Raw genomic sequence first — 23,621 nt, 5'->3', positions numbered from 1 at the left:
GACGATATGGGCTGACGGCGATGGCCCGGCGTTCTAGATCCACCCCCACACGCCGCCTCGCCGGCGTCATCCTTCTGATCGGCCTGGCCGTTGCGGCCTCCATCGCCTTCCGCTTCGTCTATGGCTGGAGCGAGCAGGGGCCGGCGACGCAGGATATCAGCATCGTGGTGCCGGAAGGATCGACCCTGTCCGACGCGGCGGTGCTGCTGAAGCGGGCGGGCGCGGTGCGCTCCGCCGACGCCTTCCTGACGCGGGCGAAGGTGTTCGGCGCGGGCAAGTCGATCAAGGCGGGTGAATTCGTCATCCCCGCCGGCGCCAGCAACAGCGACATCCTGTCCATCCTGCAAGGCGGCAAGACGCTGACCCGGCTCATCACCATTCCCGAAGGCATGCCTTCCCTTCTGGTGCATGAACGGCTGATGGCGAACGACCAGTTGACCGGCAGCATCCCGGTGCCGGAGGAGGGCAGCGTGCTGCCCGACAGCTACGCCTTCGACAAGGGCGAGCCGCGCGCCGCCGTCCTCAAACGGATGCAGGCGGCGATGGACAAGGCGCTGGCCCAGCTCTGGGCCGAGCGCGCGCCCGAAACCATCGCCAAATCGCCGAAGGAGGCGATCATCCTGGCCAGCATCGTCGAAAAGGAAACCGGCGTGCCGTCCGAACGGCCGATGGTCGCGGGCGTCTATAGCAACCGGCTGCGCACCAACATGATGCTCCAGGCCGACCCGACGATCATCTATCCCATCACCCGCGGCAAGCCGCTGGGCCGCCGCATCCGCAAGTCGGAGATCGCGGCGGTCAATGATTACAATACCTATGCCATGGTCGGCCTGCCCAAGGGGCCGATCGCCAATCCGGGGCGGCTGTCGATCCTGGCGGTGCTGCACCCGGCGCAGACCAAGGCGCTCTATTTCGTCGCCGACGGCAAGGGCGGCCACATCTTCGCCGACACCTACCAGCAGCATAATGAGAATGTGCGCAAATGGTTCGAGATTCGCCGCGCGCGCGGCGAATTGTGAAGGCGCGTTACCGGAATTTATGGCCGCTCGCCGCGGCGTTGCTGCCGTTCAACGCCGACGCCCAAACCCATGATCCGGCGATCCGTCATTCCGCGCGCTGCCTGATTGTGGTGGCGTCGCTGGCGTCGAGCGAGGATGCGACGCTGAAAATGTCCGGCCTGCTGGGTTCGCTCTTCTTCGCCGGTCAGATTTTCGGCGCGGAGTCGGATATCGATCTTGCAAGTCTGATGAAGCGCGAGGCGATCGATATCGACGAACGCCTGACCAAGGAACTGCTCGTCCAATGTGGCGGCGAACTGCAGCGGCGCGGCGGTCAGATCAGCGCGGCAGGGGAGGCCCTGAAGGCGATGAGTGGCAACGCGCGCTGATCCCGCGGCTTAACTCAGCGCAACACCCCCTTCGCCACCAGCGACCGGGCATAGAGCCATGCGAACAAAGCGACGGCGAAGATCAGGGCGGGGAAGGGGACGGTGACCGCCCAGCCCTTTTCCGCCAGCAGGTTCGTGCCGAGGAACGTATATCCGAACTGCGCGATCACGCAGACCAGCGAGATCAGGCACAGGAAGGGCGCGATTGCCTTGCGCAGCAGCAACGCGATGGCGCCCAGGGTGCCGGTCGCCACGGCGATGGCATAGACGATCCAGACCCAGGCAGGCATCAGCGCGAAGGCGCGCGCGCTGGCGGGGTCGGTCCGCGCCAGTTCATGCACGTCCATTGTATATTGCATGGTGAAGGCGGCGATGCCCATCAGCCCCCACAGCAGCAAAATGACGCCGATGATCGTGACGCTACGCGACGTGGCCATGATGTCCCCCTCCTTGCTTCACGCCGCTGCGCCGTGCAGGACGCCAAGGATAAATCATACACCCGATCGCTGCGGACAGGAAGAGACATGACGATAGCGGAACGAGGCGCGCCGGTCATCGTCACGGCGCTGATGGGCGCGGCGGATTTCGCCTGGGCGGACGGGCTGCGGCGCGCGCATTTTCCGCCCGATCGCAATATGCTGCCGGCGCATATCACGCTGTTCCACCATCTGCCGCCCTCGCTGTTGCCGGAACTGGCGGATCGGTTGAAAAGGCTGTGCCGCGGGCCGGCGCCTGCCGCGACGCTCGCCGCGGTCATGTCGCTGGGGCAGGGGGTCGCCTATCGCATCGACAGTCCTGGCCTGATGACGATGCGCGACGATCTGGCGGATGCCTTCACCGGCCTGCTGACCCCGCAGGATCAGGCCCGCCCGCGCCTCCACGTCACGGTCCAGAACAAGGTGAGGCCGGACGTGGCGAAGGCGCTGGCGGCGCAATTGGCGGCGGATTTCCGACCGCGCGCCTTCACGATCGCCGGCCTCGCCGCCTGGCACTACCGCGGCGGGCCGTGGGACCTGGCGATGAAGGCGATGTTCAGGGGGTAGGGACGAAGCAACGGTCTGCAATCAGCCATATTCCGTCATGCCAGCCTTCGCTGGGATGACGAAATGAAAGTGGCTCTGTCCGTTTACCACCCAGTTCAGCCATTTTCGGCGTGTCCCGCACGCCGTCCGCCGCCAGCCCGGACCCGAACGAAATCCGCGCCCTTCAGGCCAGTCCCACTTCCTTCAACGGCACGCTCGCATCGGCCAGTTGCGCCAGGTCCAGCGCTGCGCCGCCGATCACATGGGCGCGGCCCTGCACATAGTCCTTGACCATGTTGACGCAATCGAGCGCGATCACCTTGCCGCCCTTCAGATAGACGACGGAAAAGCTGCGATTGGCCGTGTCGCCGCGCAGGATCGCCTGATCGAAGCCGGTCGATAGCCCCACCGTCTGCAACTTCAGGTCATATTGGTTCGACCAGAACCAGGGCACGGCATCATAGGCCTCTTCCTTGCCCATGATATGGGCGACCGCGACCTTCGCCTGGTCGTTGGCGTTCTGCACCGATTCCAGCCGCATCTGCGCGCCGCCGGCGAAGCGGTTGGCATGGGCGGCGCAATCGCCCACGGCATAGATGTCGGGCAGCGAGGTGCGACAAAATTCATCGACATCGACACCATTGCCGCCCGCCGCGCCCGCCGCGATCAGCGGGCCGGTTTCGGGGATGATGCCGATGCCCACGATCACCATGTCGGTTTCGATCCGCTCGCCATCCTGCATCAGCACGGCGGTGGCCTTGCCGTCCGTCACCTCGATACAGTCCATCCGTGCGCCGGTGCGCAGGTCGACGCCATGGGCGCGATGCTCGGCTTCGTAGAAGCGCGACAGCTCTTCGCCCGCGACGCGCGCCAGCACCCGGTCCAGCGCTTCGAGCAGTACGACCGTCTTGCCGAACTTGGACAGGACGGCCGCGGCCTCCAGCCCGATATAGCCGCCGCCGATGATGGTGACATGGGTGATGCTGTCGATCTTGGCCATCATCGCATCGACATCGTCGCGGCGGCGCACGGCATGGACATTGCGCGCGTCCGCGCCGTTGCAGGTCAGCATCCGGGGGCTGCCCCCGGTGCACCAGATCAGCTTGCCATAGCCGATCTCCTCGTCGCCCGCGGTCACGAACTTGCCCACCGGATCGACATTCTTCACGCGCTTGCCCAGCAGCATGTCGATATGGCGTTCGCCCCAGAAGGTCGCGGGGCGGATCAGGATGCGGTCGAAGCTCTTGTCGCCCGCAAAATATTCCTTGGACAGCGGCGGACGTTCATAGGGCGGATATTGCTCATCGCCGATCATCGCGATCGATCCTTCGAAGCCCGCCTGCCGCAGCGCGATCCCCGCCTGCGCGCCCGCATGGCCCGCGCCCACGATCAGAACGTCATAATAGCTCATCCGCCTACTATCCTCTTTGCCCTGTTTGCGCCGCTGATTGGCGCGCTTTGCGGCAGGAGGCAAGTACGATGTCTATCGTTGGGATGATATTTGGTAGCGGAGGACCGAGTCCATCAAGCTCCATTACGCGGCGATTGCCGTTCAGGATCGCTGGGGTTGGATGAGCCTGATTGGACCAGCGTGCATGATTTGATAGTGTCGATTCATGCGAATAAAGCTAATGGCAGATTACGAGTGCGCCCCGCTTTGGCGGGATGAGGCTGGTCACGTCGGGGAGGTCCGACCAGAAGATTTGGGGATCAGCGATCTTCTCTATGATGACCTCTGGCAGTGGGCGGCTGTATATGACGCGACGCTGCGGGTTGATGATCCGGCAGCTTCCGCGTTCAACTCGGCTGCCGAGGAGCAAGCCTTCCATGAACAAGGCAGACACCTGACGGAACGCTTGAGGCGGGAACTCGCGGGTCGCGGGCAGGTTCGCTATTGGCTTGATGCTTGAATAATAGGCTTCACATCGACAGCGGATGCCTATTTGGGAACCCTCCATGATGCCGGTAGGTCGGGGAAATGCCCCCATCTGCTCCAAGCTACATCTTGCCCCATCGGCTTTGTCGCCAGCCCCCATTCTGGTGGGTCAGGAAATCCGTGCCAAATATTCTGGATCAGAATAAGGTCTTCTCCATCGACGACCGCGTAAAACTCCGCGTCCACGAATTCGAACCATTCTTTATCTTTCCCGAATATGCCTTCGGATGGGAAGCGCTTCCACGGCAACCGCGTCCAATCGATTGCCTTGAGCGCTCTCTCGTGAAAGCCAAGCTCCTGTTCGTCAGCTTCTGCGCCTGTGAGGGTGTATGGAATCGGTTCCCATTCCGGCAGCACTTCGTGGCGTCGATAAATACTCATGCCCGAAAGTGCCTCTTCGGGTGAACTTCTTCAACAAAGATATGTGAGGTCAAGGACTGTAATGGTAGCGGAGGAGGGACTTGAACCCCCGACACGCGGATTATGATTCCGCTGCTCTAACCAGCTGAGCTACTCCGCCCCAAAGGGCCTCGCCGGGCGCTGCGCCCTGCGGTGAGGCGGCGCTATACGCAGCGAGGACGGGTCGGTCAACGGGGTTTGCGCAAATCTTGTGCGATCATTTCCGGCGGACTTCCCAGCTGGCCGGATAGCTGTCCAGCGCGTCGTCATCCACCGCCTCGATCGCTTCGCTGACCAGCGGGCCAAGTGTCGCCATGTCGGGATTATGACCGGCGCCCGACGCGATCAGCCAGTCGACGGGGTGGCCGGCGGCGGCGAACAGGGCCGTGGCCTGGCCCATGTCGACGCGATCGTCGGCGGTGCCGTAAAACATCACCAGCGGCGCCTTGATCTTGGTCGCGGCGTCCAGATTATTCCATTTGTCGGGCAGCAGGGCGCTCACCCCGCCCGGCGCGGATTCGGCCAGCTTGTCGAACGTGGACAGGGTGACGACGCCCGCGACCGGCACCGTCGCCGCGACATGCAGCGCCACCGCGCCGCCCAGCGAATGGCCGACCAGGAAGATGCGCGCGTTCGATCCCACCAGCCGGCGGGCCTGTTCGATATAGGCGCGACCGTCGCGCATCAGCCCGGCCTGGGTCGGGCTGCCCGGATTGCCGCCAAAGCCGCGATAGGACACGACGATGACATGATCGCCCCGGCCGGTCAGATGTTCGGCATAGCGGGCCGCGACACCCTGGTTCGATCCCCGGCCGTGGAAGAAGAGGATGACGTCGCGGTCCATCGGATCGCCGGGCCAGTAATAGCCGGTCAGCGCCAGCCCGTCCGCCGTCCGTACCGGGAGTGCCTGCGGCCGGACATGGGTCCATTGCGCGATATCTATCTGCGCCCCGTTCGCCTTGTATATCTGGTCGCGCACTGCGCCGGCGCAGCCGGTCAGGGTCAGCGATGCGGCGATCGCCCAGCGGGCCAGGGGCCGGTTGAAACGGCTCATCGTCGGTTTTCTCCCACTTCATGGTCCTTTTGAGGACGGCGGCGCGAAACCGTCAATGGTCGTGCGCAGAAACGAAACACCATGGCTTTTCCACCATATATCCTGAATGGCACGGCAACCTTTTGCCCGCTCGCCATTTTTGCCTTGCAATCGCCACAGCGCGGCGCACTAATATTGCAATGCACAACCGGCCCTGTCGGCCGAGGGAGGAACGTCCAATTGCCCTTCCATGAAATGTTTGAGCCGGATGGTTCGATACGCCCCTGTTATGACGAAGTGCAGAAATGGGTGGAGCGAACGGGCATTGCCGGACTCAATCGCCGCATGGACGAGGCCGAGGCGATCTTCCGCCGCATCGGCATCACCTTCGCCGTCTATGGCGAGGGCGGCGATCCGGAACGGCTGATCCCCTTCGACCTGCTGCCGCGCATCTTCACCGCGAACGAATGGCGTGTGCTGGACAAGGGCATTCGCCAGCGGGCGCGCGCGCTCAACGCCTTCCTGCACGACGTCTATCATCGCGGCGAGATCGTGAAGGCCGGCATCATGCCCGCCGACATCATCTACAAGAACAGCGCCTATCTGGCGGAAATGGCCGACTTCACCCCGCCGGGGAAGGTCTATAGCCATATCGTGGGCATCGACATCGTGCGCACCGGGCCGGGCAGCTTCGAGGTGCTGGAGGATAATTGCCGCATCCCCTCTGGCGTCTCCTACATGCTCGAAAATCGCGAGATCATGACGCGCATGTTTCCGGAGCTGTTCAACCAGGGCATCGTCGCGCCGGTGGACGATTATCCCGCCGAATTGCTCAAAAGCCTGAAGGAAGTGGCGCCGCCGGCGTGCAAGGGCGATCCGGTCGTGGTCGTGCTGACCCCCGGTTCGCTCAACAGCGCCTATTATGAGCATAGCTTCCTCGCCGATCTGATGGGCGTGGAACTGGTCGAGCCGGCCGATCTGTTCGTCGACGAAGACCGGGTGTGGATGAAGACCACGCTGGGGCCGAAGGCGGTGGACGTCATCTATCGCCGCATCGACGACGAATATATCGATCCCTTGGTGTTCCGCCCTGATAGCCTGCTGGGCGTGCCGGGCATCTTCAACGTCTATCGCAATGGCGGCGTCACGCTGGCGTCGGCGCCGGGCGCGGGGATCGCGGACGACAAGGCGGTCTATATCTACGTGCCGGAGATGATCCGCTTCTATCTGGGCGAGAAGCCGATCCTCGACAATATCCAGACCTGGCAGTGCGGCAAGCCGGACGAGATGGCCTATGTGCTGGACAATCTGCACGAGCTGGTGGGCAAGGAAGTCCATGGATCGGGCGGCTATGGCATGTTGATCGGCCCCAAATCGACCAAGGACGAAGTCGCCGCCTATGCCGCGCGGATCAGGGCCAATCCTGGCGAGTTCATCGCCCAGCCGACGCTCGATCTGTCGACCGTGCCGACGCTCGGCCCGGCGGCGGTGGTGGGCCGCCACGCCGATTTCCGCCCCTATTGCCTGGTCGGCAAGCAGATCCGCCTCGTCCCCGGCGGCCTGACCCGCGTCGCGCTGACCGAAGGGTCGCTTGTCGTGAACTCCAGCCAGGGCGGCGGCGTCAAGGACACCTGGGTCTTGCAGGATTAATGCGGATGCCCTCTCACTTCCTTCCCATCGAGATCACCCCATGCTGAGCCGGACCGCCGAAAATCTCTTCTGGATGGCGCGCTATATGGAGCGGGCGGAGGCGACCGCGCGGCTGCTGACCATGGGGCAGCGCATGGCGATCCTGCCCGGCGCGCATCATCGCGACGAATGGCGGTCGGTCGTCCGCGCCACCGGCGCCGGGCATCAATTCCCCGAAGGCACGATCGTCACCGAAAGCGACGCCGTGTCCTTCCTGATGCTGGACGCGGACAATCCCAGCTCGATCCGCTCCTGCCTGCTCAAGGCGCGCGCCAACGCCAAGTCCGCCCGCACCATGTTGACGCAGGACATGTGGGAAGCGCTGAACGACGGCTGGCGCAAGCTCGACAGCTATGATGTCGGCGAAGCGCGCCAGCAGCTCCCCACGCTGATCGACTGGGTCAAGACCCGCGTCATGACCTTCCGCGGCGCCGCCCATTCGGGCCAGCTCCGCAACGAAGGCCACGACTTTTTGCGCGCCGGCTCCGCGCTGGAACGGGCGCAGATGACGCTGCGCCTGCTGGACGTCAAATATTATGTCCTGCTGCCCGAAACCGAAGTGATCGGCGGCAATCGCGACCATTATCAATGGACGTCGGTGCTGCACGCGCTGTCGGGCAGCCGCGCCTATCACCATGTCTATGGCGGCACCTACACGCCCTGGCAGATCACCGATTTCCTGATGCTCAACCGGCTGTTCCCGCGCAGCGTCGCCTATTGCTACGACCAACTGGCCTATCGGCTCAACCGGCTGGCGGGCTGGCATGACGCGCGCGCCGCCTGCCATGATACGGTGCAGGAGATGGTCGCCGCGCTGGAGAAGTTGGACAGCGGCGAAATCTTCCGCTTCGGCCTGCATGAAACGGTGCAGCACGGCCTGTCGATGACCAACCGGCTGGGCGCGGAAATCGCGCAGGCCTATCATTTCGGCTGATCGGGAAAGGAACGGCCGACGCGCATACCGGGTAAGGGGGACGTCATGAAATTGCTGGTTCGCCACCAGACCGTCTATCGCTACGCGGCCACCGCGGGGCGGGTGGCGATGCGGCTGAAGCTGATGCCGGTCGATACGCCGGCGCAGAGCGTGCTGGACTGGCAGGTCAGCGTCAATGACGAGCCGCTTACCGGCTTTCGCCGCAACAGCTATGGCGAGATGGAGACGATCTGGATTCGCCACGACCGGCTCGATCATGCCGTGATCGTGGCGGAGGGGCTGGTCGATACGCGCGAAAGCCATGGCGTGGTCGGTCATCTCGACAGTCGCGTCGACCCGCGCTATTTCCTGCGCGATACGCCCCTGACGCGCGCGTCGGACGGCATTGCCGCCATGGCGCGCGCGGCGCCGACCGGGGAAGGCCCGCTGGCGCAGCTCCATGCGCTTTCGGCCGCGGTCAGCGACGCCGTACAGTATCGCGCCGGCGTCACCAGCTCGGCGACCAGCGCGGCCCAGGCCTTCGCGCTGGGTGCGGGCGTCTGCCAGGACCATGCCCAGATATTCATCGCCGCCGCCCGCGTGATCGGGCGACCCGCCCGCTATGTATCGGGCTATCTGCTGGCCGGCGACGGCAGCGCGCTGCACGAAACCCATGGCTGGGCCGAAGCCCATGTGCCGGGCCTTGGCTGGATCGGATTCGATCCGTCTAACCGGGTATGCGTCACCGAACGCTATCTCCGCCTCGCCAGCGGTCTGGACGCCGATGACGCCGCGCCGATCCGGGGTTCGGTGACCGTCGCGGGCGATATCTGGATTGACGCGGACGTCCGTATCGCGCAGGCGGAAGAAGGCGTCGAGGAACGACAGCTGCAACGGCAGCAACAACAAAGCGTCCCGCCGCCCGAACAGACGGGTTAATATACGCGATCGCAGGTCATATGGTGCATCCGATGATAGGGCGAATCGCGACAGACAGAATATAGGGGGCCAGCGGGCCGTGACTTATTGTGTGGCCGTGCGCGTCGATCAGGGACTGGTCATGCTGTCCGACACCCGCACCAATGCGGGCATGGACAATATCGCGCGCTTCCGGAAAAGCTTCACCTATCATGTGCCGGGCGAGCGCGCGATCACGCTGATGTGCTCGGGCAATCTGTCGATCACCCAGGGGGTGAAGGCGACGCTGAGCAAGGCGATCAAGGAATCGACGCTCGATCCCGATGTCGAAACCATCCTGAATTGCGATACCATGCACCGCGCGGCGCAGATCGTGGGCGACGCGATGCAGAAGATGCAGCAGCGCTATCGCGAGAATATCGAGATGGGCGGATCGGGTTCCGGCGCATCGATCATGATTGCGGGCCAGCGCAAGGGCGGCAAGCCGCGCCTCTACCTCATCTATTCCGCCGGCAACTTCATCGAGGCGACGGAGGACACGCCCTTCTTCCAGATCGGCGAGCATAAATATGGCAAGCCGATCCTCGACCGGATCATCAGCCGCGAAACCAGCCTGGAGGATGCGACCAAGGCGGTGCTGGTGTCGATGGATTCAACCCTGCGCTCCAACCTGTCGGTCGGCATGCCGCTCGACCTGACGGTGATCGCGACCGACGCCTTCGACTTCCGCGTCCGCACCCGGATCGAGGCGGACAATGAGGAGTTCCTGACGATCTCCCAAGGCTGGGGCGCGGCATTGCGCAAGGGCTTTGAGGATTTGCCCAACGTACTGGATTGAGCGGGGCTAAGGGCGGAGTTGCGTCAAACCAAGCCGTTTAACATTGGTATCACTGCGCCGAAATGCAGACATCCAGATCACGACCGTATCTCGGGATAAGGCTGCCTCTTACTCAGCGGCGCCGCAAAAATTGACATCCGACTCAGGTCGGCTGTCTATGCCGCGTGAGTGTCAGCTATCTCCGCAAGCGCGATCCGAACCGGACAGTCGCCCAATGGCCATGATCCAAAGTCGATAACCCACCGCACTCGGCTGAACATCACAGTTGCCCCTGGAATGTCCAGAACTGGTAGGATCGAACGTATACCCGTACAGCGTGGAACCCACCTGATTTGGCTAACAGCAAGGTCAGGAGAGGCCTATGCGCCGAAACGTGAGATTGACCCTTGGTCCTATATTCCCTCGCTCCTTTGCGATCCCATGTTTGTATAGGCGCTGAGTTTCACCTTTCATTAGAAGTAAGCTGCCTGATGCAAGAGGAACCTTGGCTATTTTGGCGGATTCATCAACCTTGCTCTTGAATGCCAGCGCTCGTTCTGCACCAAGACTTACAGAGGCGATGGTCGGACGCGCCCCTAATTCCTTCTCATCGTCACTGTGGAACCCCATGCTGTCGTTTCCGTCTCTGTAGTAATTAAGAAGGACGCTATTAAATACCTCCCCGGCCATATCCTCGACAACAGATCGTATTTCTAAAATCAATTCACTCCATGAAAGAGGGCTAAGTTTAATTCCGGAGTAACTGTAGTTACTTTGAGGATCACCATACCAAGCTATCAATCGGGGCTGCTGATGTACTTTTCCCCAAACCCGAACGCTTTCTTGTCGCCAAGGCGTCTCACTTAAGAGCCGGTGCAAGTAGTGTTCTGGGTCTGAAGCAAGGCCCAGATTTGGCCAATACATCACATCGGCTCCCGGCAATCGAATTTGTTCCGGCCCTGATTGAAAGGAGAAGAGATCGGTCATTAGCTCTTTTCCAGAATCCTTATCGAGAGATAGGATTGCACCTTTGGAGATTGGCCAAACTTTGCCTTGTAGATCGCTACGCTGTCTGTCTGCTCTGAGAAGCGTGGAAGCATCCGATTGTTGTCAAAAGAGTATAGGCATTTGACGTCGGAGCGAGCCTTGCTCCACTGATAATCAAAATACTCGTTGAAATCGCTATGCCCGTTATCGACGTACACAAATTTCGCGCCCGACTTCGCTTCATCAAAGAGCATTTTCCAAAACTGCGTCACGACACCCGTTTGGTCGAAAGCCATTACCTCTGAAACAAAGTAACTCAGCGTAAATAGGTCGGCGCTCAAAAACTTTTTTTGGCTCGACCATGTGGAAGGCTGCGTCACATCCAATGGCTGAAAATTCACATTGACCGGCACTGATGCGCTGAGCGCGTCACCAATCTCAGTCCAAGTGTCTGCCCACGCCTGCTCGCCGTCAACAAGATAGCAAGTCAGTCTGTCAAGCTTGATACCACTATCGGCTATGAATTTGATGACACCGACTATATCGCTTCCTGGACCGCCTCCGATGCAAGACAGCCTGGTGTTTGAGGAAGGAAAGACTGCAACCGGTACGGATTGAAGGGCCTGAACGACGTAATCTCCGTGAGAGGCCGTATATTTGTACACATAAGCGAACCGAGTTGCCGGATCTTTATAGTCTATCGGTGTCCTACTCATATTGTTGAGCGAGCCATAACACATTGAAAGGTAGGCCATGCGCTTTTTGATTTCTGCATCAAGAGCCGAGCCATAGATTGCCGACCCTTCGGCATACAGTTCATCGAGCGCCAGCTTTACCAGTTCAAAAAGCGTCATTTTCTCTCCTTTCACGCCTGCGCGCTCACAGCATGATGATCCGTGGAGGTAGATCATGCAATTGCGGAAGCGGGATTATTTCCGATTCTTCGCCGGGCAAGCCGTTTACACGATCATCTAGCACTCGTGATATGCTTTGCGCCGCTATTTTCGCGACGGTTTATGGCTATGGTAGGAAAAAAATTACAACGTGACTAAGTAAGGTCTGCTATCTTTACTGTCCGGCTCTGAACCGGACATTCCGAAATCGGCCAATCCCAGCCCCTCCAACATCCTTCCCAAATAGGATTTCGTCTGATCTACCCTCGGTATGGATCAGCCTTCATCCATCTCTCACCGCACCACGCCCCGCATCCCCGCGCCCCAAGCACGCCCGCATCACCCGATAGGAAGTGACGCGTCGCGAGCGCCTTTGGGAAGCATCGCGAGCGCTTCCGGCCCATTTCGTGCGTTACACTGTGAACTTCGCGCGCCACCTCGCGCACCCCCAAAGTGCCGCTTCGCCGCCCCCATGCAAATCCTTCGCTTGGCGCGGGGCGTGGGGGTGCCTATCTCTCTGGCCGACACGAATCACAGTTGAAAGCCTGATATGACCGCCACCCATTCCACCCGTATGCTCATTCTCGGTTCCGGCCCGGCCGGCCTGTCCGCCGCCATTTACGGTGCGCGCGCGGGTCTGGCGCCGATCGTGGTGCAGGGAATGCAGCCGGGCGGCCAGCTCACCATCACTACCGATGTCGAAAATTATCCCGGTTTCAAGGACGTGATCCAGGGGCCGTGGCTGATGGAGCAGATGCAGGCGCAGGCCGAGCATGTCGGCGCGCAGATGATGTATGACCAGATCGTCGACGTCGATCTGTCCGAACGTCCCTTCCGCCTGCGCGGCGATGGCGGCACCCTCTATGTCGCCGACACGCTGGTCATCTGCACCGGCGCGCAGGCCAAATGGCTGGGCGTGGAGGGCGAGGAGCATCTGCAGGGCAAGGGCGTGTCGGCCTGCGCCACCTGCGACGGCTTCTTCTATCGCGGCAAGAAGGTGGTGGTGATCGGCGGCGGCAACACCGCGGTCGAGGAAGCGCTCTACCTCACCAACCACAGCCATGACGTCACCCTGATCCACCGCCGCGATTCGCTGCGCGCGGAAAAGATCCTGCAACAGCGGCTGCACGCCCATCCGAACATCAAGGTGCTGTGGAACAAGGCGGTCGACCGATTCGTCGGCGGCGGCACGCCCGAAGGTCTGGTCGGGGTCGACCTGATCGATACGGTGACGGGCGAAAAGTCGCATGAGCCGACCGACGGCGGCTTCGTCGCGATCGGCCATCATCCCGCGACCGAGCTGTTCACCGGCAAGCTGCCGACCGACGAGGGCTATCTGCTGGTGGAAAAGGGCACGACCCGCACGGCGATTCCGGGCGTGTTCGCCGCGGGCGACGTCACCGATAAAATCTATCGCCAGGCCGTGACCGCGGCGGGCATGGGCTGCATGGCCGCGCTCGACGTCGAGAAATTCCTGGCGGAACAGGATTTCGAGGAACTGGTGGAGGCATAAGCCTCCGCCGCGGGCGGGCTGGGTTCAGGCCAGCTTCGCCTGCGCGAAGGCGACGAGCGACCCGAATGTCTCGAACGTGTCGCCGTCGATATCGTCATCCTCGATCAGGATGTCGAAGCGGTCCTCGATCTCGGTCAGCAGGCCCGCGACCGCCATCGAATCCAGTTCCGGCAGCGCGCCGAACAGGGGGGTGTCCGCGTCGAAGCTATCGACCTGGGTTTGCGGCAGGCTGAGTACGTCGCGCAACAGCGCCCGCATCAGGCTGTCCACATCGAGAGTCCGGTCGACCGGCTGAGAATTTTGCGCCCGCATGATGCGCGCTAAATAGAGGGACGCGGCTTAACCTACAAGCGCTGAAATGGCGGTGCGCGCCGCCGGGAGCCAACTGGAGGGGAAACGCGGGTTGAAAGCGTCGATGCGGTGGAGCGGGATGCGCCGGTCCATCCAGTCGGCCTTGTAGCCGTTGTCGCCGGTGCCATAGTCGATCATGCGCACCCGATCCCCGTCGATCGCCTGCTTGAACATCGCATGGCTCAACAATGTGCCGGGGGAAGCATGGTCGAAGGCGCTGTCATGGCTCAGCTTGTGGATCAGGGCGACGTCCCGCTCCACGGTCCACAATTGGGTCGCCACCGCGCGCCCGTCCAACCGCGCGAAACCCAGCCGCAACGTCCCCGCCGCGCTTTCCCGCTCGGCCAGGTCGTGCAGGAAATCGAGGCCGGGTTCAGCCTCCTTCCAGCTACGTTCATGCACGTCGATATAGTCCCGCCACAGGTCGTCGGTCAGCCGCGTGGCGATCGACAGGGCGAAGGGGTCGCCACGTCCCTTGCGCTTGACGAGATTGCGCAGCCGGCCCGGCCGCGCCGCCCAATAGTCGGCGAAGCAGCAGCCCTCCAACTCCAAAAGATAGCGCCCGCCCATCGCCCGCTGGACGGCGAACCAGCCGGCGCGGCGCAGCGCGGCGAGCAAGGGGGCGGCATCCTCCAGCGGATAGAGATCGATCTGCGCGTAGCGCGTCATCAGGTGCCGGGCCAAGCTTTCCAGCAACCGCTGCCGGGTCGCGGCATCGGGCGCGCCGATGAAGACGGGCGCCCAGGCGAAGCTGTACCAGTTGGCGAGCGCGCTGACGCGACGGGGGGCGGGGGCGAGCAGGAACAGCCAGGCTTGCGCATCGCCCTCCTGCGCCTGCACGATAGAGACGGGCTGGTCAGGGAAGCAGCGATCATGCAGAGCCGCAAACCAGTCGATCCGGTCGAACAGGGCCAATCCATGCGCGCGATCGAGCCGGCCGGCCAAAGCCTGCCGCGCCTGTGCGAGCATCTGATATTCCCTTGGCGCCACCAACCGACTATCTCCGCCCCAACTATAGGGCGGCATAGGAGAAAAGTCTGGAAATGGAGTTAAGCCCGCCTGTGTCCACGGATTTCCCCATGATCGACGGCGCGCAGTTGCGGCCGATCGACCATCTGCTGCTGCGCGGCGACGCCTTGCGGACGGCGCTGGATGGTCGATCCGGCAGCTACAGCTATGCCGAACTGGAAGAGACGCTGGGACGGCTGGCGGGCTGGCTGGCGGGATTCGGGCTGAAGAAGGGCGCGCGAGTCGCAAGCTGGATCGCCAAAGGGCCGGTCGCCGCGCTGATGCCGTTGGCGGCGCCGCGTGCGGGTTTGGTCCATGTGCCGGTCAATCCATTGCTCAAACATGCGCAGGTCGCCCATATCCTGGCCGACAGCGGCGCGATGCTGCTGATCGGGACGGCGGCGCGACTCGAAAGCCTGTCGCCTGGCGACGTGCCGGCCGATTGCCAACTGCATCGCGAGGATGACGCCGCCTGCGCGATGAGCGGCGGCCAGGCGATCGGGCCTTGTTCAGCCGCGCCTGACGATCTGGCGGCGATCCTCTACACCAGCGGTTCGACCGGACGGCCCAAGGGAGTGATGCTCAGCCACGCCAACCTGTGGCTTGGCGCGGTGGCGGTGGCGGCCTATCTCCAACTGACGGAGGCGGATCGCACCGCCTGCGTCCTACCTTTCAGCTTCGATTATGGACAAAATCAGCTACTTTCCACCTGGTACGCCGGGGGCTGCGTCTATCCGCTCGATTATCTCACGCCGCGCGATGTGATGAAGCTGGTGGATCGGCGGGACATCACGACGCTGGCCGGGGTGCCGCCGCTCTGGGTGCAACTGACCGAGCTGGACTGGCCGGTGGAGATTGCCGCGAAGCTCAAGCGGCTGACCAACAGTGGCGGGGCGCTGACCCGGCCGCTGGTCGCCAGGCTGCGCGCGCTGTTCCCACAGGCCGACCTCTATCCGATGTACGGGCTGACCGAGGCGTTTAGGTCCACCTATCTGCCGCCGGCGCTGGTGGGCAGCCATCCCGATTCGATGGGCCGGGCGATCCCCTTTGCGGAGATTCTGGTAGTTCGCCCGGACGGCAGCATCACCGACGATGAGGAGCCGGGCGAACTGGTCCATTGCGGGCCGCTGGTGGCGCAGGGCTATTGGCGCGACCCGGCGCGGACGGCCGAGCGGTTCAAGCCCGCGCCCGCGATATCGGCCTATGGCGGCATGGCGGTCTGGTCGGGCGACACGGTGCGCCGGGATGCCCAGGGCCTGCTCTATTTCGTCGGCCGCGACGATGCGATGATCAAGTCGGCGGGCAACCGGATCAGCCCGACCGAGATAGAGGAGGCCGCGGTCGCCGTGCCTGGCGTCTCCGAAGCCGTGGCTTTGGGGGTACGGGATGACCGGCTGGGGCAGGCGGTGCGGCTGCTGATCCGCGCCGACGACATTTTCGTCGCCTCGGCGGTTGCCGCCCGTCTCAAGACCGAACTGCCCAATTTCATGCAGCCCAAGGATATCGTCGTGCTTCCAGATTTCCCCCGCAATCCCAATGGCAAGATCGATCGGGTCGCGCTGGCCAAGGAGCATGGCGCATGAAGCTGATGGGGCCGATTCCCGCCTGGTTCGCGCAGGAAGAAGGCATGTTGATCGTCGGCGGCTGCGGCGCAGCCAGCCTGGTGGACGAGGCGGGAGACACGCCGCTTTTCGCCTATGATATGAAGGTCGTCGAAGCGCAGGTGCGAAGGTTTCGCGCCGCCATGCCCGATGCGTTGCATCTCCATTATGCGATCAAGGCCAACCCCTATGCGCTGCTGCTGGCCCGGATGGGGAGCCAGGTGGATGGATTCGATATTGCCTCGGGGGGCGAACTGGAAATGGCGCTTACAGCCGGAATGGCGCCGGATCGGATCAGTTTTGCAGGACCGGGCAAGCGCAACGACGAATTGGAAGCCGCGATCTTCGCGGGCGTGACCATCAATTTGGAGTCGGAGGGAGAAGGGCGCCGCGCGCTGGCTGTTGCCGAAAAGCTCGGCAAGACCCCGCGCCTGGCGGTGCGGGTCAACCCGGACTTCGACCTCAAGGGATCGGGGATGCGCATGGGCGGCGGGGCCAAGCCGTTCGGCGTCGATGCCGATCGCGCGGCGGCGCTGGCGCGGGCGATGATCGATGCGGGGGCGGACTGGCGGGGCTGGCATATTTTCGCCGGCAGCCAGAATCTCGATCCATTGGCGATCATCGAGACGCAGGCGGCGACGATTGCGCTGGCGGCGCGGCTGTCGGACGATGTCGGCGCGTCGCCGCCGCTGGTCAATCTGGGCGGGGGCTTTGGCCTGGCCTATTTCCCCGGCGACGAACGGCTGGATATCCGCCCGATCGGCGTGGCGCTGGACAGCGCATTGGACAGTTTGCCGGGCATTTTGCAGGGCAGCGCCTTCGCGATCGAACTGGGGCGCTGGCTGGTGGGGGAGGCGGGGGTCTATCTGACCCGTGTCATCGATGTGAAGGTCAGCCAGGGCGAAACCTTCGTCGTGGTCGATGGGGGTCTGCATCACCAACTGGCCGCCAGCGGTAATTTCGGCACGGTCGTACGGCGCAACTACCCGATCGCGGTCGCCAACCGCTTCGGTGCGGCCTCGACGGGCCAGCCGGTGACGGTGGTGGGGTGCCTGTGCACGCCGATCGATCGTCTGGGCGACAAAGTGGCGCTGCCGCCGGTCAGGGAGGGTGACCTGATCGCCATCTTCCTGGCCGGGGCCTATGGCGCGTCGGCAAGTCCTGCGGCATTTCTTGGTCACCCAAGTCCTCGCGAACTTTTACTTGGCTGATTTGCTCAGGACTTAACTCCTAACGGTATCTTTACCCTTTCCCGGCAAGAAGAAGTTCGAAGCCATGTGCTGCCTGGTTGCCTTGCCCTCTTTGGCGGCCGCCGGTGCATGGCCGCACAAAGAGGTGAGATTATGCGTTTTGTGTCGGTTTCCAGGCTTTTGATCGGCGTATCGCTACCCGCCGTCGCCTTGTCGGGCTGCGCCTCTGCGCCGTCCGGACCGCAATTGCCGCCCGCTTCTTTCGTGTCGACGCAGGAAGGGCCGGGTGAGGAATATATCATCGGTCCGCTCGACGACCTCACCATCTTCGTGTGGCGCAATCCCGAACTGGGCGCGAAGGTTCAGGTGCGCCCCGATGGCCGCATCACTACGCCGCTGATCACGGACATGCCCGCTGTGGGCAAGACGCCCAAGATGCTGTCGGACGACATCAAGCTGGCGTTGACCCAATATATCGAAAATCCGCTGGTGTCGGTGATCGTCAACAATTTCAGCGGCACGTTCAGCCAGCAGGTACGGATCGTGGGCGCGACGGAAAAGCCCGCGTCGATTCCCTATCGTGCGAACATGACCCTGCTGGACGCGATGATCGCCGTCGGCGGCCTGTCCGAATATGCGGCGGGCAACCGCGCGCGGCTTGTTCGCTTCGACAAGAATACGGGCAAGCAGAAGGAATATCAGGTCCGCCTGGGCGACCTTTTGAAGAAGGGGGATACGCGCGCCAATGTGCTGCTGTCGCCCGGCGACGTCATCATCATTCCTGAAAGCATGTTCTGATCATGGCCGGTCTCTACGACGAACTGTTGGTCCTGCTCCACGGCATATGGAGCCGCCGCTGGGTGGCGCTCGGCGTCGCCTGGGGCTTGTGCATGCTGGGCTGGCTGGGCGTGGCGCTCATCCCCAACAGCTATCAGTCCAAGGCGCGGGTCTATGTGAACACCCAGTCGCTGCTGGAGGACAAGGTGGGGATAACCCAGGTCCAGTCACAGCAGGATCTCGACCGGGTGCGCAGCACGCTGGCGAGCGCTGAGAATCTGGAAAAGGTGGTACGCGATACCGACCTGTCCCAGTCCGTGTCCGGCCCGCGCGACATTGCCGCCAAGATCACGACGTTGCGCGAGAACATCACGGTGATGGCGCAGGCCGATCCCAGCATGATCGACATCAGTGCGATCTCTGCCGATTCGGGCCTGTCGGATGGCGCCAATGCGCGCATCGCGCAACAGGTCGTGCAGAAGCTGATCGATATCTTCCAGGAAGAGAATCTGTCGGGCGATCGCAACCAGACCAAGCAGAGCCTGGCCTTCCTCGACCAGCAGATCGCCGCGCGCGGCAAGCAGTTGGAGGCAGCAGACCAGCGCCGCGTCGAATTCGCGCAGCGCTATATCGGCCTGTTGCCGGGCGCCGGCTCGATCAGCCAGCGTATGGATGCGGCCCGCGCGGAGATCAGCAATATCGATTCGCAACTCGTTCAGGCGCAGAGTGCCCTGAGCGCGATGAACGGCCAACTCGCGGGCACGCCGGCGACTCTGCCGGGCGTCGGCGCATCGGGCGGGGTATCGCCGCTGGCGCAGGCGCAATCCAATCTGGCGTCGATGCGCGCGCGTGGGTGGACCGCCAACCACCCCGACGTGATTGCGGCCCAGCGCGAAGTCGATGCCCTGCGCAAGAGCGGTGGCGGCGGCAGCGCGGGTGGCGCCGGCAGCACGCCCAATCCCGCTTATCTGTCGATCAAGTCGATGCAGGCGGAACGGGCCGCCACGGTGCAGGCGCTCAGCACGCGCAAGGCGCAGTTGCAGGGCGACCTCAACACCATGATGTCCAAACAGGTGAATGAACCGGGCGTCGCATCCGAGCAGGAAAAGATCGAAAGCGACTATGCCGCGCTCAAGGCGCAATATGACAAGCTGGCCGCCGACCGGGAGGAAATCCGCCTGCGTGGCGACGTCAAGACCGAGACCGGCTCCGTCCAGTTCCGCGTCATCCAGCCGCCCAGCACCCCGACGGCGCCGTCGGCCCCCAACCGGCCGCTGCTGCTGCTGGGCGTGCTGATCCTGGGCATCGGTGCGGGCGTCGGCGTCGCCTTCGCGCTCGGCCAGCTCAAGGGCACCTTCCCGACCGCCGCGCGGCTGGAAAAGGCGCTTGGCCTGCCGGTCGCCGGATCGATCAGCCAGACGGTCAGCGCGGCGCAGGTGGCAGTCGAAAAGCAACGTATGAAATGGTTCGCCGGAGCGAGCGGGGGGCTGGCGGCCGTCTGCCTGCTGCTGATCGTCGTCGAATTCGTCCAGCGCGGTATGGCGTGAAGGAGCCAGGGAAGATGAACCAGCACAGCTCCATCAAGGGCCGGGGATCGCTGATCGAGCGGGCGACCGAAATCTACGATTTCAACGCCGCATTGCGTGGCCGCGGCGCGCCTGCCGTCGATGTGCCCGCCGACCTGCCGCCCGCGCCCGTTGCGCCGCCGGCGCCTGCGGCCCTCGTGGCCGATACGCCTGCCGCGCCGACCTTTCGCGCGCCGGCCTGGACCGGGCCGGTGCAGGCGATCGACCGGATCAAGCTGGTCGAGGACGGCTTCCTGCGTCCCGACAGCGCGGTTACGACGATGAGCGAGGAATTTCGCCTGCTCAAGCGCGACCTGCTGTCGCAGCTACAGAATAATCCGCGGGGCAATCGGATCCTCGTTTGCTCCGCCCATAGCGGCGATGGCAAGACCTTCTGTGCGATCAACCTGGCGCTCAGCCTGGCGGCGGAGAAGGATCGCGAGATCCTGCTGGTAGACGCCGATTTCGGCAAACCCGGCATTCCCGCGCAACTGGGGCTGGAGGCCGGCCCCGGCCTGATGGACGCGCTCGCTGACCCCATGGTTGCGATCGAAGACTGCGTGATCCGCACCGACATTCCCTCGCTCGCCGTGCTGCCCGCCGGGCAGCGCAGCAACAACGACACCGAATATCTCGCCTCGGCCCGGACCGAACAACTGCTCAAGCGGCTGACCGATGGCCGGCCCGACCGCATCGTGATCTTTGATTCGCCGCCGTTGCTGGCGGCATCGCCCGCCGCCGTGCTCGCCAGCCACGCCGCCATCGCGCTGCTGGTCGTGCGCGCCGACAAGACGCCCGACAGCGCGCTGCGCGACGCCGCGGGCCTGTTGAGGGGCGGCGCGCAGGTGCAGCTTTTGCTCAATGCCGTCCGCTTCAACAGCGGCGGCCGCCGTTTCGGCAGCTATTACGCCAAGGGGGAAGCCCAGTGAAGACCGTTCGGCTCTGGATCGCAGGCGCATCCTGCGTCGCGCTGGCCGCTGCAATGCCCGTCCATGCGCAATCGTCGTCCGACGAGAAGCGCGTCGATGTGGTCCCCTATATCGGGGTGGACCAGGTCGTGATGGGGCCGCTCAAGGGCGGCGGCGACGTGCTGACCTACACCAATGTTACCGCGGGCCTGACCGCCGAAGTGCAGAACAAGCGGGTCGAGGCGGCCGTCGACCTGCAATATAATCACAGCTTCGGCTGGAGCAGCCAAGCGGTCGATCAGGATGTGCTGAGCGGCTTTGGCCATGCCAACGTCAATGTCGCCCGCGGCCTGTCCATCCAGAGCGGCGGCCTTGCCACGCGGGTGCGTACCGACGGCCTGTCGGGCGCGTCCACCCAGCGCGACACCTATACCAGCCAGGTCTGGTCCGGCTATGTCGGCCCATCCTATACAACGCAGCTTGGCGACTTCAACGTCAACGCCTCCTATCGCCTCGGCTATGCGCGGGTCGATGACAGTGTGAGCCAGAACAGCGTTCAGGGACAGGGGGGCGGCTCCTTCGCCGATAGCTGGACGCACAGTTTGAGCGGATCGGTCGGCTTTTCGCCCGACACGGTGTTGCCGGGCATCGGCCTGACGGCCAGCGGCGGCTATGACCGCGAAGATGCCAGCCAGCTCGACCAGCGGTTCGAGGATCTGTGGGGCCGGGTCGATGCGACCGTACCCATCACGCCAACGCTCGCCGCCGTCGGCGGCGTCGGCTATGAAAAGATCCAGATCAGCCAGCGTTCGCCGGAACTGGGTGCGGACGGCCTGCCGCTGATCCGCAACGGCCGCTATGTTACCGACAAAAGCTCGCCGCGCGCGCTGGTCTATGATTTCGACGACATCATCTGGGACGCGGGTGTTTTGTGGCGGCCCAGCCGTCGCACGACGTTACAGGCGCGGGTCGGCGAACGCTATGGCGGGATGACCTATCAGGGCAGCTTCCTGTGGCAGGGCCGCGACAGCAGCGTCGCCATCATCGTCTTCGACGGGATCGACAGTTTCGGCCGCATGATTACCGCCGACGTGGCCGCCCTGTCGGGCAGCAATTTCGACGTGGCGCGCAACCCGTTCACCGGCGACATCACCGGCTGCGCCTTCTCCACCACCGGCGGGGGGCAGTGCTTCAACGATGCGTTGTCGGGCATCACCGACGCCAATTTCCGCTATCGTGGCGTGTCGGCGCAATATTCGCTGCGTCGCGGGCCGTGGGGCTGGGGCGTGGGCGCGGGCTATTCGCAGCGCAAGTTCATCACCCCCAGCGGCCAGACCATATTGATCCGCGGATCGCGGGACGAGAACTGGTACGGCAACGGGTCGGTAAGCTATATGTTCAACGATCGCGACAGCATCGACCTGGTTGGCTACGTGAATTATTTCGATGCAAGCGGTGGACGGCCAGATGTGTTGAACTATGGGTCATTCGCCAGCTATTATAAGGGGTTGTCGCGCCGTCTGTCTGCGTCTGCCTCGCTTGGCCTGGATGGGGTGCAGGCGGATGATCTGGACACCATCATCAGCGCGATGGGGCAGGTCGGCCTGCGCTACAGCTTCTAACCGGTCGCCTTGGAGACGAAGAGATGTACGATCAATTCTACGGATTGCAGGGCCGTCCGTTCCAACTGACGCCGGACCCGCATTATTATTTCGAGAGCGCGACCCATCGCAAGGCATTATCCTATCTGGGCTACGGCCTGGCGCAGGGTGAAGGCTTCATTGTCATCACCGGCGACATCGGTGCGGGCAAGACGACGCTGGTCGGTCACCTGATGCAGACCATCGATCCGGCGCGGCTGACCGCCGTCAAGATCGTGTCGACGCAGGTAGAGGGCGACGACATGCTCCGCCTCGCCGCGCAGAGTTTCGGTCTTTCCACCGACGGCCTGTCCAAGGCGGCGATTCTGCAACAGGTCGAAGCCATGCTTCATGCTCAGGCGCGGGCCGGGCGGCGCAGCCTGCTGATCGTGGACGAGGCGCAGAACCTGCCTGTTTCCGCGATCGAGGAATTGCGGATGCTGTCCAATTTCCAGTTGGGTGGTCAGTCGCTGCTGCAGATATTCCTGCTGGGCCAGCCGGAATTTCGCGACCTTCTCAAGTCGCCCGAACTGGAGCAGTTGCGCCAGCGCGTCATTGCGACCCATCATCTGGAACCGATGATGGCGAACGAGGTCGAACCCTATATGCTCCATCGCCTGGCGATTGCGGGCTGGAATGGCAACCCGGCCTTCACGCAGGACGCGTTCGCCGCGCTTTATGCGGCGACCGGCGGCGTGCCACGCCGTCTGAACGCGCTGGCCAGCCGGGTGCTGCTGCTGGGCGCGATCGAGCAATTGCATGTGATCGACGAAGAGGTTGTGGACGCCGTCGTGGCGGACATGGGTCTGGACAGCGATGTTGCGCCGGCAGCGGTTGCGCCGTCCGTGCTGGATGTCGCCGAAGAGCCGGTGCCGTTCGAGCCGGAACCGGTGGCGATCGCGGACGAGGGCGTCGAGGAGGAGCGGATCGAAGATCAGCCCGTAACGCCGCCGTTCGGCTATTATGCCGCTGACGATGAACGCGCTGCCGACGAGCCGGTCGAGGATGACGCGATCGAACTGGAAGCCGCCTGGGCACAGCCGGACTGGACAACGACGGAGATCGAACCGGTCG

23 protein-coding genes, 1 tRNA gene and 1 pseudogene are annotated in these 23,621 nt (G+C 63.4%); 16 read left to right on the top strand and 9 right to left on the bottom strand.

Annotated features, from left to right (window positions below):
• Positions 1 to 20 precede the first annotated feature (20 nt).
• Together mltG and SBA_RS16490 are read left to right on the top strand one after the other, a co-directional pair.
• On the top strand, positions 21 to 1,019 hold the full coding sequence (gene mltG / locus SBA_RS16495; protein ID WP_261935206.1) for an endolytic transglycosylase MltG: 999 nt from the start codon (positions 21 to 23) through the stop codon (positions 1,017 to 1,019).
• Positions 983 to 1,387 carry a hypothetical protein gene (locus SBA_RS16490; protein ID WP_261935205.1) on the top strand — a complete coding sequence of 135 codons (405 nt, stop codon included), beginning with the start codon at positions 983 to 985 and terminating at the stop codon, positions 1,385 to 1,387. Before mltG ends, SBA_RS16490 begins: the two co-directional genes overlap by 37 nt.
• A gap of 14 nt (positions 1,388 to 1,401) precedes the next feature.
• On the opposite strand, the gene SBA_RS16485 is transcribed toward SBA_RS16490, so the two are convergent.
• Complete coding sequence (locus SBA_RS16485) at positions 1,402 to 1,824, bottom strand: sugar transporter (protein WP_261935204.1); 423 nt, start codon at positions 1,822 to 1,824, stop codon at positions 1,402 to 1,404.
• An 87-nt stretch (positions 1,825 to 1,911) separates the two neighbouring features.
• Here SBA_RS16485 and SBA_RS16480 point away from each other — a divergent pair, with 87 nt between their 5' ends.
• A complete protein-coding gene (locus SBA_RS16480; RefSeq protein WP_261935203.1) occupies positions 1,912 to 2,430 on the top strand; it encodes a 2'-5' RNA ligase family protein in 519 nt (172 codons plus the stop codon).
• A gap of 163 nt (positions 2,431 to 2,593) precedes the next feature.
• On the opposite strand, the gene SBA_RS16475 is transcribed toward SBA_RS16480, so the two are convergent.
• Positions 2,594 to 3,820, bottom strand: coding sequence for an NAD(P)/FAD-dependent oxidoreductase (locus tag SBA_RS16475; protein WP_261935202.1), 1,227 nt, complete (start codon positions 3,818 to 3,820; stop codon positions 2,594 to 2,596).
• A gap of 220 nt (positions 3,821 to 4,040) precedes the next feature.
• Between SBA_RS16475 and SBA_RS16470 the strand changes: the two genes are divergently transcribed.
• A complete protein-coding gene (locus SBA_RS16470; protein WP_261935201.1) occupies positions 4,041 to 4,319 on the top strand; it encodes a hypothetical protein in 279 nt (92 codons plus the stop codon).
• Between the two features lie 29 nt (positions 4,320 to 4,348).
• Here SBA_RS16470 and SBA_RS16465 read toward each other — a convergent pair whose 3' ends face one another.
• From SBA_RS16465 to SBA_RS16455, 3 genes are all read right to left on the bottom strand, one after another.
• Positions 4,349 to 4,726, bottom strand: a complete 378-nt coding sequence (locus tag SBA_RS16465) for a hypothetical protein (RefSeq protein ID WP_261935200.1) — start codon at positions 4,724 to 4,726, stop codon at positions 4,349 to 4,351.
• Between the two features lie 62 nt (positions 4,727 to 4,788).
• Positions 4,789 to 4,865, bottom strand: a tRNA-Met gene (locus SBA_RS16460).
• A 96-nt stretch (positions 4,866 to 4,961) separates the two neighbouring features.
• Positions 4,962 to 5,798 (bottom strand): alpha/beta hydrolase, encoded by an 837-nt coding sequence (locus tag SBA_RS16455; protein ID WP_261935199.1) that lies wholly within the window; start codon positions 5,796 to 5,798, stop codon positions 4,962 to 4,964.
• Between the two features lie 219 nt (positions 5,799 to 6,017).
• Here SBA_RS16455 and SBA_RS16450 point away from each other — a divergent pair, with 219 nt between their 5' ends.
• The 4 genes from SBA_RS16450 to SBA_RS16435 all read left to right on the top strand — a co-directional run bounded on the left by SBA_RS16450 (position 6,018) and on the right by SBA_RS16435 (position 10,135).
• Complete coding sequence (locus tag SBA_RS16450) at positions 6,018 to 7,427, top strand: circularly permuted type 2 ATP-grasp protein (RefSeq protein ID WP_261935198.1); 1,410 nt, start codon at positions 6,018 to 6,020, stop codon at positions 7,425 to 7,427.
• Positions 7,428 to 7,467: 40 nt separating this feature from the next.
• The gene (locus SBA_RS16445) at positions 7,468 to 8,400 is read left to right on the top strand and encodes an alpha-E domain-containing protein (protein WP_224550258.1); all 933 of its coding nucleotides are present in this window, start codon (positions 7,468 to 7,470) and stop codon (positions 8,398 to 8,400) included.
• Positions 8,401 to 8,445: 45 nt separating this feature from the next.
• Positions 8,446 to 9,318, top strand: coding sequence for a transglutaminase family protein (locus tag SBA_RS16440; protein ID WP_224550259.1), 873 nt, complete (start codon positions 8,446 to 8,448; stop codon positions 9,316 to 9,318).
• 79 nt (positions 9,319 to 9,397) lie between these two features.
• Entirely contained in the window at positions 9,398 to 10,135 is a 738-nt protein-coding gene (locus SBA_RS16435) for a peptidase (protein WP_224550260.1), read from the top strand.
• A gap of 348 nt (positions 10,136 to 10,483) precedes the next feature.
• Here the strand turns inward: SBA_RS16435 and SBA_RS16430 are convergent, their stop codons facing one another.
• On the bottom strand, positions 10,484 to 11,101 hold the full coding sequence (locus SBA_RS16430) for an alpha-ketoglutarate-dependent dioxygenase AlkB family protein (protein WP_261935197.1): 618 nt from the start codon (positions 11,099 to 11,101) through the stop codon (positions 10,484 to 10,486).
• The gene (locus SBA_RS16425; RefSeq protein ID WP_261935196.1) at positions 11,101 to 11,955 is read right to left on the bottom strand and encodes a hypothetical protein; all 855 of its coding nucleotides are present in this window, start codon (positions 11,953 to 11,955) and stop codon (positions 11,101 to 11,103) included. Before SBA_RS16425 ends, SBA_RS16430 begins: the two co-directional genes overlap by 1 nt.
• Positions 11,956 to 12,544: 589 nt before the next feature.
• On the opposite strand from SBA_RS16425, the gene trxB reads away from it, so the two are divergent.
• Entirely contained in the window at positions 12,545 to 13,507 is a 963-nt protein-coding gene (gene trxB, locus SBA_RS16420) for a thioredoxin-disulfide reductase (protein WP_261935195.1), read from the top strand.
• A gap of 24 nt (positions 13,508 to 13,531) precedes the next feature.
• On the opposite strand, the gene SBA_RS16415 is transcribed toward trxB, so the two are convergent.
• Complete coding sequence (locus SBA_RS16415; protein WP_224550276.1) at positions 13,532 to 13,819, bottom strand: phosphopantetheine-binding protein; 288 nt, start codon at positions 13,817 to 13,819, stop codon at positions 13,532 to 13,534.
• A 27-nt stretch (positions 13,820 to 13,846) separates the two neighbouring features.
• Positions 13,847 to 14,851: a GNAT family N-acetyltransferase gene (locus SBA_RS16410; RefSeq protein WP_261935194.1), complete on the bottom strand. Its 1,005-nt coding sequence runs from the start codon at positions 14,849 to 14,851 to the stop codon at positions 13,847 to 13,849.
• Positions 14,852 to 14,937: 86 nt separating this feature from the next.
• Here SBA_RS16410 and SBA_RS16405 point away from each other — a divergent pair, with 86 nt between their 5' ends.
• The 7 genes and pseudogenes from SBA_RS16405 to SBA_RS16375 form a co-directional block, all read left to right on the top strand.
• Positions 14,938 to 16,449: an acyl-CoA ligase (AMP-forming), exosortase A system-associated gene (locus tag SBA_RS16405; RefSeq protein ID WP_261935193.1), complete on the top strand. Its 1,512-nt coding sequence runs from the start codon at positions 14,938 to 14,940 to the stop codon at positions 16,447 to 16,449.
• A complete protein-coding gene (locus SBA_RS16400) occupies positions 16,446 to 17,678 on the top strand; it encodes a pyridoxal-dependent decarboxylase, exosortase A system-associated (RefSeq protein WP_261935192.1) in 1,233 nt (410 codons plus the stop codon). The genes SBA_RS16405 and SBA_RS16400 overlap by 4 nt, the downstream gene beginning before the upstream one ends.
• A 132-nt stretch (positions 17,679 to 17,810) precedes the next feature.
• Positions 17,811 to 18,455 (top strand): XrtA/PEP-CTERM system exopolysaccharide export protein, encoded by a 645-nt coding sequence (locus SBA_RS16395; protein WP_224550280.1) that lies wholly within the window; start codon positions 17,811 to 17,813, stop codon positions 18,453 to 18,455.
• A gap of 2 nt (positions 18,456 to 18,457) precedes the next feature.
• A complete protein-coding gene (locus SBA_RS16390) occupies positions 18,458 to 19,981 on the top strand; it encodes an XrtA system polysaccharide chain length determinant (RefSeq protein WP_261935191.1) in 1,524 nt (507 codons plus the stop codon).
• A 14-nt stretch (positions 19,982 to 19,995) separates the two neighbouring features.
• Entirely contained in the window at positions 19,996 to 20,928 is a 933-nt protein-coding gene (locus SBA_RS16385) for an AAA family ATPase (protein ID WP_261935190.1), read from the top strand.
• 53 nt (positions 20,929 to 20,981) lie between these two features.
• Positions 20,982 to 22,529, top strand: coding sequence for a hypothetical protein (locus SBA_RS16380; protein WP_224550332.1), 1,548 nt, complete (start codon positions 20,982 to 20,984; stop codon positions 22,527 to 22,529).
• 23 nt (positions 22,530 to 22,552) lie between these two features.
• Positions 22,553 to 23,470: pseudogene (locus tag SBA_RS16375) on the top strand (XrtA/PEP-CTERM system-associated ATPase); the annotation flags it as partial.
• Between the last annotated feature and the right edge of the window lie 151 nt (positions 23,471 to 23,621).

Origin of the sequence: Sphingomonas bisphenolicum (assembly GCF_024349785.1) — a bacterium.
Lineage (GTDB): Bacteria > Pseudomonadota > Alphaproteobacteria > Sphingomonadales > Sphingomonadaceae > Sphingobium > Sphingobium bisphenolicum.
This window is presented reverse-complemented; position numbering and strand designations above follow the sequence as displayed.